Genomic DNA, 5,677 nt, shown 5'->3' on the forward strand with positions numbered 1-5,677 from the left:
AGATGAGGTGGATGAGCGTGAGCGCGAGGCCGATGGCCAGCGGCGCGAAGCCCGCGGGTGCGCGGCCGTCGGTCGAACCCATGATGACCCACAGGAAACCCGCGGTCAGCACCACCTCGATAATCAGCGCCGACCAGATGTCATAGTTTCCGGGCGAACCTTCGTCGAAGCCGTTGGCAGCGAGGCCCTTGGTCGCAAGATCGAAATCGGGGTTCCCACTCGCGATATAATAGAGGAGAAAAGCGGCGACGATCGCGCCCAGCACCTGCGCGACGACATAGAGTGGAATGTCGCGCGACTGAAAGCGGCCGCCGGCCCACAGGCCGACCGTGACCGCGGGGTTGAGATGACAGCCCGAGATATGGCCGATGGCATAGGCCATGGTGACGACCGTCAGGCCGAAGGCGAGCGCGACGCCGAGCAATCCGATGCCGACATCGGGAAAGGCCGCCGCCAGAACCGCGCTGCCGCAACCGCCGAAGACAAGCCAGAATGTGCCGATAAACTCGGCCAGACCCTTTTGCATATTGGTCATATGGACCCTCCCTCCCGCCCGGGGCCGGAAGCGCCGCGGGCGCGGGAGCAACCCTATCACAGCCGATGCCCTCGGCAAGTCTTTGTAAACCATATGTCCCGCGGCGGGATTCAGGCCGCAGCGACGGTCTCGACGAACTGGCTCGCGCGCTGATGCAGCGATCGCGCCGCGCGGGTCAGCCCCGACGACAATTCGCCGAGCGCCACCGCCTCCTGTCCGACCGCCGCGGCGCCGCGGCCGATCTGATGGACGCGCGTGTCGATCTCCTTCCCCGCAGCAACCGCCTGCTCGACATAGCTTGCGATCAGCAGGGTCGTCGCGCTCTGGCCGTCGACCGCCGTATCGACGGCATCCGAAAAGGCGTTGTTCGCCTCGATCGCGCGTTCGACCTCGGCAAAGCCTTCGGCAACCTGCCCGACGATTTCGCGAATATGGTCGATGAAGGGCGAAATGTCGCTGGCCGCGGCACGGGTCTGCGCCGCGAGATTCTTCACTTCCTGGGCAACGACAGCGAAGCCGCGCCCCGCCTCCCCCGCGCGCGCCGCCTCGATCCCGGCGTTGAGCGCCAGCATGTTGGTGCGGCTCGCCATGTCGATGATGAGGCGCAACATATGCTCGATCGACTGACTCGCCTCGCGCAGCGCGGTCGCCCGCTCGCTCGCCGACCGGACGCGCGCATGGGCGTCACGCCGCACGTCGCGCGCCCGGGTGCCGTCGGCGACGATGCGCGCCATGCTGGCGGCGAGCCCGCGCCCCCGATCACCAAGCTCCTGAAGCCCCGCGAGCGTCTGGGCGGTTGCGCCCGCGACCGATACCGCGTCGCGCCCCGTCTCGTCGGCACGCGTCCCCAGTCCCTGCGCCACCGCCTCTGCTTCCCGCGCCATCTCGGCAAGCGTCGCGGTCAGCGCGCTGATATCCTGTTCGAAGCGGCGCCCGCTTGCTTCGACCGTCGCGGCACGCGCGCTGCGTTCCTGCGCCACCTCGATCTCGCGCAGCATGGCCAGCTTCGACAATTGCGCCGCGTCGAGCGTTTCGACGAAGCGCCCGCGATCGACAAGCACGAGTTCCTGCGCCGCCGACTGCGCCGCGATCCGCAGCAGCGCGGCGGTGCTCTCGCCGACATCGGCGATCTGGCACGGATCGATGAGCGAGGCGATCGATCCCCCGATCGACGGGTTTTGCATCAGCGAAAACCAATAGGGACAAAAGAGCAATTCGCGCACGCGCTGTTCGCGGATGATTCCGACCGGATGGCCCGCCGCGTCGACGATCGTCAGGACGCGCAACTGCGGCTGCGCCCGGAAAATGTCGATCACCGCCGACAGATGCGCATCGTGCGCGATCGCCATCGAATGTCCGGTCGCGGGGGCCAATAACGGATCGGGGGGCGTCATCTGTCTCTCTTGACTGCAAAGCGATGCAGGGCGACCTAGTCCAAGAGAGTAAATGCGAATTTAACCATTTGTTTCAGTGATATGACAGAAGCGCCGAAAGGCTGCACTTTTGGCCGCAAGCCGCTGGCCATTGCTGCGGCAATGTGCAACGCCGGACGCCGAGGAGAAGGACGATGCGGATATGGGTCGGGGCGATGCTGGCGCTGCCCTTGCTGGCGGGCTGTATAAGCACCGTGAAATCGGTCGTCACCGCGCCGGTGAAGGCCGCGGGACAGGTCGTCGACTGGTCGACCACCAGCCAGGACGAGGCCGACCGCAACCGCGGCCGGGCGATGCGCGAACGCGAGGAGAGGCTGGGCAAGCTTTCGCGCCAGCGCGACAAGGCGGCTGAAAAATGCGAGCGCGGCGACCACGATCAATGCCGCCGCGCCGAAGTGCTGAACCATGAAATCGAAGCGGTGATGGCCGAACCGATGTAAGCCCGGCGCGACCCGGTCGCCTCCATTGCAAGGGCCGAATAATCCCTACTTCCTTGCGCGCTATCGCGCTTCGGTAATGTCGCCCGATCGGTCGCCCAGCAGATAGCGCGGGCCGGCGCCGCGCTGCGCCGCCTTGTCGCGCGCGTTATAAAGCCCGCACTTCTTCAGGCTGAGGCAACCGCAACCGATGCAGCCGTCCAGCAGGTCGCGCGTCCGTTCCAGCGCCGCGATCTGCGCGTCGATCCGCGCGCGCAGGCCGGTGCTGATCCGGCGCCAGTCGGCGGCATTGGGGGTACGTTCCGAAGGGAGGCGCGCCAGTTCCGCCGCGATCTCGTCGAGGCTGAGCCCCATCTGCTGCGCGATCAGGATGAACGACAGGCGCCGCGTGTCCGCACGCAGAAAGCGTCTTTGTCCGCCCGCGGTGCGCAGCGATGCGATCAGTCCCTTCGCTTCGTAGAAACGGATCGCCGATACCGCGACGCCGGTTCGTGCGGCAAGCTCGCCGATGGGCAGAAGGTCGGTACGGTGCACGAAAGCCCCCTTCGCAGAATATGCTTGATCTAAAGCTTGGTTGAGCTTTCATATCTGTCTGCGTCAACCCGAATCAGGAGTTTCAGCCCGTGACGCATCCCTTTATCGAACATGTGAATCTGACCGTCAGCGACCCCGAACGCAGCGCCGCGCTGATGGCGCGAATCTTCGGCTGGCACGAACGCTGGCGCGGGCCGGCGCGCGACGGCGGCATGTCGATCCACGTCGGATCGGATGAGGCCTATGTCGCACTCTACACCGGCCCCGACGGCCTTCATGCGAACGCGCATTTCGCGAAAGGCGAACCGCTCAACCATGTCGGCATCCAGGTCGACGATCTCGATGCGATCGAGGCGAAAGTGGTCGATGCCGGTTTGCGCCCCTTCAACCACGGCGATTATGAACCCGGCCGCCGCTTCTATTTCTTCGACCCGGACGGCATCGAATATGAGGTGGTGAGCTACGCCGCGCGGGCCGCGCGCTGAAGCGCGCAACATCGGGGCGGCTCCGCGCGTTAGCATGGCACAAGCAGAAAGGAGCCTCCCCGATGAGCAAGGACATCAAACAGCGTTTCTGGAAGGAAATGGCCGACAATCCCTATCTGATGGTCGCGCTCGACGCCGGTCACGCCCATGCAATCCCGATGACGGCGCAGCTCGATAAGGACAATGACGGCTATTTCCATTTTTTCCACGCCAAGAGTGGCCGTCTCGCCGCGGGCGGGCGCGCGATGGCGCAATATGTCGCCAAGGGGCATGACCTGTTCGCCTGCATCTCCGGCACGCTGACCCCGGTGACCGATCGTGCGACGATCGACAAATATTGGTCGAAGCCGGTCGAGGCCTGGTACGAAGGCGGCAAGGACGACCCGGACCTGCTGATGCTGCGCTTCGATCTCGACGATGCCGAAATCTGGACCGCAGAGGCCGGGATCAAGGGTCTGTTCCGCCTGATGACCGGATCGACGGTGAAGGAAGGTGAACTCGGCAGCCATGCCGAGGTGGCGCTTTAGGACGAAGCCGGCTCGCGCTCGCGGGCCTCGATCCCCATCTCCACCAGCGCATAGAGGACGCGGCGCGCAGCGGCGATGTCCTCGGCGCCGACCCGCGCCGCGAGCTTCGCGTCGATGGCATCGCGCGCCTGACCCTGGATCGTCGCCGCCTCGGCGCCGCGCTCGGTCAGGCGCACAGTCAGTCGGCGCCGGTCGGCGGGATCGGCCTGGCGCTCCAGATAGCCGCGCATGACGAGCGTATCGACAAGTTGCCCCGCCGCCTGCTTCGATATGCGCAGATCGCGGATCAGAGTCCCCAGCGGCACCTCCTCCGCCCCCAGCGCGAGGCCGCCGATCACATAGAGGCCATTGGCAGGAATGTCGTCAAATCCGGCGCGATCAAGCGCCCCCCGCATCGCTCCGCCATAGATGGTGCGCGCATGGCGCAGAAGGGCGGGCATAACGATCTCGCGGTGGCGGGCGGCGTCCGAAGTGCTCATTCGGCGAATATTTCCCGCTTCGGCCATTTAGTCAATATGATTTACTATCATTAAATTGGACTAATTTCGCCATTGGCGAAGCTGAAGCCATCGGCGCGATCGCGCGCCAGCAAGGCGGGGCCGTCGAGGTCGACCCATCGCGCCCGCTGCGCGAGCAGAAACGCCGGCGCAATCGCCAGGCTTGTCGACAGCATGCAGCCGACCATGATGCTCAGACCCGCCGCGTCGGCGGCATCGGCCAGCTTGAGTGCCTCGGTCAGCCCGCCCGCCTTGTCGAGCTTGATGTTCACGCCGTCGTAAAAGGCCCCGATGCGCGGCACATCGGCAGCGACATGGCAGCTTTCATCGGCGATGAACGGCAGGGGGGCATAAATGCCGTCGAGCAGCACGTCGGTGCCGACCGGCACCGGTTGCTCGATCATTTCGACTCCGAGGTCGGCGAGCGCCTCGGCCTCGGCAAGCAGGTCGAGCGCGCCCCAGCTCTCGTTCGCATCGACGATCAGGCGGGCGCCGGGCGCCGCCCCGCGCACCGCAGCAACGCGCGCGCGATCTTCGGCGTCGCCGGCCAGCTTGATCTTGAACAGGCGATAGCCCGCCATCACCGCTTCCTCGGTTCGCGCCGCCATCGTGCCAGGGCCGCCGAGCGAAATGGTGAAGGCGGTGACGCGCGGCGCCGGCGCTTCGCAGCCGGCAAGCTGCCACAGCGGGACCGCGCGCTGGCGCGCTTCGAGATCCCACAGCGCACAGTCGATCGCGTTGCGCGCCGCACCCGCCCCCATCAATTCCTGCACCGCTGCCCGCGCGGCCGCCGCGCCCAGCCCCGCGAGATGCGGCATGACGCGCAGCAGGGCGTCGCGGCAGCCGGCCGCATCTTCGCCCTGATAGTAGATCGGCGTTCCCTCGCCGCGCCCGGCGACACCGTCCTCCTCGACTTCGGCGACGACGACATCGACATGGTCGCTTGCACCGCGGCTGATGACGAATTCGCCCGCGACGGGCCAACGCTCGACGCGTGCGCTTTTCAGTTGGATAGCCATGCAGGAAGACTAATGTGCGACGCGATGACGGGCAAATCCCTTTCCGAACGCATTGGCGATCTGGGTCACCGACTCGCCGTCGAGGCGCACGCCGCGTGGCTTGCCGCGCGGGACCCGCGGACGCCGCTGATTGCCAGGCTGCTGGCGGTCGCCGTCGCCGCCTATGCGCTGTCGCCGATCGATCTGATACCCGATTTCGTCCCTGTACTC

At 66.2% G+C, this 5,677-nt stretch carries 9 protein-coding genes; 4 read left to right on the plus strand and 5 right to left on the minus strand.

All coding sequences use genetic code 11. From position 1 onward, the window contains the following. Together aqpZ and ABS88_RS23395 are read right to left on the minus strand one after the other, a co-directional pair. Positions 1 to 535 (minus strand): aquaporin Z (aqpZ, locus tag ABS88_RS23390; protein ID WP_286750743.1); only part of this gene is annotated, 535 nt, incomplete at its 3' end. 110 nt (positions 536 to 645) lie between these two features. Further along, on the minus strand, positions 646 to 1,929 hold the full coding sequence (locus ABS88_RS23395) for a methyl-accepting chemotaxis protein (protein WP_286750744.1): 1,284 nt from the start codon (positions 1,927 to 1,929) through the stop codon (positions 646 to 648). Between the two features lie 173 nt (positions 1,930 to 2,102). Here ABS88_RS23395 and ABS88_RS23400 point away from each other — a divergent pair, with 173 nt between their 5' ends. After that, positions 2,103 to 2,408 carry a hypothetical protein gene (locus ABS88_RS23400; protein WP_286750745.1) on the plus strand — a complete coding sequence of 102 codons (306 nt, stop codon included), beginning with the start codon at positions 2,103 to 2,105 and terminating at the stop codon, positions 2,406 to 2,408. Between the two features lie 60 nt (positions 2,409 to 2,468). On the opposite strand, the gene soxR is transcribed toward ABS88_RS23400, so the two are convergent. Beyond that, the gene (gene soxR / locus ABS88_RS23405; protein WP_286750746.1) at positions 2,469 to 2,939 is read right to left on the minus strand and encodes a redox-sensitive transcriptional activator SoxR; all 471 of its coding nucleotides are present in this window, start codon (positions 2,937 to 2,939) and stop codon (positions 2,469 to 2,471) included. 89 nt (positions 2,940 to 3,028) lie between these two features. On the opposite strand from soxR, the gene ABS88_RS23410 reads away from it, so the two are divergent. Together ABS88_RS23410 and ABS88_RS23415 are read left to right on the plus strand one after the other, a co-directional pair. Beyond that, positions 3,029 to 3,424 (plus strand): VOC family protein, encoded by a 396-nt coding sequence (locus ABS88_RS23410; RefSeq protein WP_286750747.1) that lies wholly within the window; start codon positions 3,029 to 3,031, stop codon positions 3,422 to 3,424. A gap of 62 nt (positions 3,425 to 3,486) precedes the next feature. Further along, complete coding sequence (locus ABS88_RS23415) at positions 3,487 to 3,951, plus strand: pyridoxamine 5'-phosphate oxidase family protein (protein ID WP_286750748.1); 465 nt, start codon at positions 3,487 to 3,489, stop codon at positions 3,949 to 3,951. Here the strand turns inward: ABS88_RS23415 and ABS88_RS23420 are convergent. After that, a complete protein-coding gene (locus tag ABS88_RS23420; protein WP_286750749.1) occupies positions 3,948 to 4,430 on the minus strand; it encodes a MarR family winged helix-turn-helix transcriptional regulator in 483 nt (160 codons plus the stop codon). The two genes, ABS88_RS23415 and ABS88_RS23420, sit on opposite strands and share 4 nt — an antisense overlap. Positions 4,431 to 4,480: 50 nt before the next feature. After that, a complete protein-coding gene (locus ABS88_RS23425; protein ID WP_286750750.1) occupies positions 4,481 to 5,467 on the minus strand; it encodes a dipeptide epimerase in 987 nt (328 codons plus the stop codon). A gap of 12 nt (positions 5,468 to 5,479) precedes the next feature. On the opposite strand from ABS88_RS23425, the gene ABS88_RS23430 reads away from it, so the two are divergent. Next, a partial coding sequence (locus ABS88_RS23430; RefSeq protein WP_286750751.1) for a DUF1232 domain-containing protein occupies positions 5,480 to 5,677 on the plus strand: 198 nt, incomplete at its 3' end.

It is taken from the genome of Sphingopyxis sp. SCN 67-31, from assembly GCF_001725095.1.

Excerpts from the sequence above, each read along its gene's own strand:
- ABS88_RS23425 (WP_286750750.1), bottom strand. The coding sequence starts at position 5,467 with ATGGCTATCCAACTGAAAAGCGCACGCGTCGAGCGTTGGCCCGTCGCG.
- ABS88_RS23415 (WP_286750748.1), top strand. The coding sequence starts at position 3,487 with ATGAGCAAGGACATCAAACAGCGTTTCTGGAAGGAAATGGCCGACAAT.
- ABS88_RS23395 (WP_286750744.1), bottom strand. The coding sequence starts at position 1,929 with ATGACGCCCCCCGATCCGTTATTGGCCCCCGCGACCGGACATTCGATG.
- ABS88_RS23420 (WP_286750749.1), bottom strand. The coding sequence starts at position 4,430 with ATGAGCACTTCGGACGCCGCCCGCCACCGCGAGATCGTTATGCCCGCC.
- ABS88_RS23400 (WP_286750745.1), top strand. The coding sequence starts at position 2,103 with ATGCGGATATGGGTCGGGGCGATGCTGGCGCTGCCCTTGCTGGCGGGC.